Raw genomic sequence first — 2,214 nt, 5'->3', positions numbered from 1 at the left:
TGCATCGAAGAAGAACAGCAGACCGGCGAAGCGGCTGTCCGGATCGTAGATGATGTCGGACAGACGATACACTTCCCACGCCGCGTCGGATGCGGTCACCTCAACGGTGCGGGTCTCACCCGCAGCGATCGGGCTGTTGTCGCTGACTTCCAGACCGTCTTCCGCCAGAAGGTCTTCCGGATAGCCGGTGGTGTCCTTGTAGACGTCGGAGTCCAGGAAACGAACGGAGGCGGTGTAGAACTCACCCAGACGGACAGCCTTGTCACCGTTGTTGGTGATGGTCAGCTTCATGCGCATTGCACGGCCCGGAACGCGGTAGGTTGCGTCTTCTACCTTGACGGCAATGGTGGACTTCTCGTCAACCGCCGGCTTCATGCCACGCATCGTGCCCGCCTGCAGCGGGATGGTGATCGGGTACTTGCTGTTGGCGGTCGACATCGCGAAGATGACGATCAGCAGGGTGGCGGCTGCGAAGCCCATGCCAATCTTGCGGTCGGTGCCGGAAACCAGTTCGTTGGCACGGCCAGCGTTGACCAGCAGGAAGCGGGGCAGGAACACCGGACGGCGGATCCAGTAGATGATCCAGGCCAGGCCGAAGGCATACCAGAAGGCGTGCCAGAAGTAGGTGTTCTCGAGGTTGTAGGTCTCAAGGTCAATGGTCTGACCGGTCAGGGTGGTGAGCGGGTTCTTGAACTCGCCCATGGAGCCTTCGATGGTGATCCACTTGCCCGGGCCGATGATCGGACCGCCGCCTTCGACGTTCATCATGGTGTGGACGTGCCAGTCACCCGGACGACGTGCCTTGAGGACGACCTTGAAGTCGTAGGTCTTGCCGATTTCCAGACGGACCGAACGCGGCACCAGCTGGCCACCAATGTAGGATTCCTTGCGGATGAACACGGGACCGGGGATACCGATGTTCAGGAACGCCGATTCCGGTGCGTCAACGGTCTCGGGCCAACCTTCGAAGACGTGGAACTTGCCGGTGATTTCGACAGTTTCGTTGACCTTGACCTTTTCCTTGGACCACTTCAGGTCGTACCAGTGGATGGTACGCATACGCATGAAGGCGGCCTGGGACTTTTCACCGTGGGCAGCGGCATTCGGGGCGTAGAAGCTGGTCGCGGCAAAGGCGGTCAGCAGGCTGACCATGGACCATTTGGCGATCCGGTCTTTGAGTAGTTTCATGGTTCTTCCTCTCTCGAGTTTTCGGGTGTACCGCGCCGGAATATGCCGGGCGGTCGTTGTCGTTCGTGGGTTCGGCCGTCTCTTAGGACTGCTTGATGAAGCGGACGTTGGCGAACCAGCGGCCTACGAAATGCCACATGAAGTAGATCAGGATGGACATGAAGGCCGAGAAGAAGGCGGATACCGGTGCGACGTCCTTACCGAAGGTACGCAGGGTGCCCTTCTCTACCATACGGATGTACTCGGGGGTGCCGGTACGTACGTAGTTGTAGCCCTGGATGTCGGCGATGGACATCAGCATGCCGTTGTATTCCACCGGTACGTGCAGCGGGGCGATGATCGGCCAGTTGCCCGGGTAGAAGATGAGGCCCCAGCCCATGGCGCCGATGATGGCGGTGAACAGGTAGCTGCCGGACAGGAGCAGTACGGTGTCGAGCAGGATCGCACCCGGGGTCAGGATCGCCGGGAAGACGAAGTTGACGGGGAAGTAGGTCCAGCCCCAGAAGTTGAAGTACCGGTTGACCCATTCACCGAACAGCAGGGCCAGTACGCAGAGGGTGGCACCCCACGGCTGACGGAAGCGTTCCCACAGGAAGTACTGGACAGCAGCCGGGAAGGTGACCAGTACGATCGGGGTGACGGTGACCCACAGACGACGGTCTTTCCAGTCGGACCAGAAGTCCCAGTCACCCATGGTGAGCATGGCGTGAATGTGGTAGGAACCACAGACGACGAAGAAGAAGACGAACAGGCCCAGCCAGTCGACGGTCCGGGACACTGACACCGCTTCGGCATGGGACCGTACGGCTGAGTTAAGTGCGCTCATGTATACCTCCAAAGGTTGCTTTTGTTGTCGTTCGGGCGGCGGTGGCCCGCCGCCCAAACCAGTGGCCGGGGCCCGTCGTCCGCAAGACCGTGGCCTTGCAGCCGGCGGGCCGCCGGTTTTCCGCTTACTTGGCGATCAGACCCTGATCAACGGCTTCACAGACAGTGTTGCCGATCAGGTTGCCGAAGCTTGCGAAAACT

At 60.3% G+C, this 2,214-nt stretch carries 3 protein-coding genes; 1 reads left to right on the top strand and 2 read right to left on the bottom strand.

The window, feature by feature from the left end; genetic code table 11:
- Both amoB and amoA read right to left on the bottom strand, forming a co-directional pair.
- A partial coding sequence (gene amoB, locus ACYQ1H_RS15425; RefSeq protein ID WP_460028922.1) for a bacterial ammonia monooxygenase, subunit AmoB occupies positions 1-1,188 on the bottom strand: 1,188 nt, incomplete at its 3' end.
- A gap of 82 nt (positions 1,189-1,270) precedes the next feature.
- The gene (gene amoA, locus ACYQ1H_RS15420; protein WP_460028921.1) at positions 1,271-2,014 is read right to left on the bottom strand and encodes a bacterial ammonia monooxygenase, subunit AmoA; all 744 of its coding nucleotides are present in this window, start codon (positions 2,012-2,014) and stop codon (positions 1,271-1,273) included.
- Between amoA and ACYQ1H_RS15415 the strand changes: the two genes are divergently transcribed.
- On the top strand, positions 2,013-2,214 hold a 202-nt coding region (locus ACYQ1H_RS15415), incomplete at its 3' end, for a hypothetical protein (RefSeq protein ID WP_460028920.1). The two genes, amoA and ACYQ1H_RS15415, sit on opposite strands and share 2 nt — an antisense overlap.

Source organism: Methyloparacoccus murrellii (genome assembly GCF_054657115.1).
Note: the sequence above shows the minus strand (reverse complement) of the source record. Positions and strands in the feature narration are given on the sequence as shown.

Bases quoted from the DNA above. Each gene is read 5' to 3' on its own strand.
- amoA (WP_460028921.1), bottom strand. From the start codon at position 2,014: ATGAGCGCACTTAACTCAGCCGTACGGTCCCATGCCGAAGCGGTGTCA.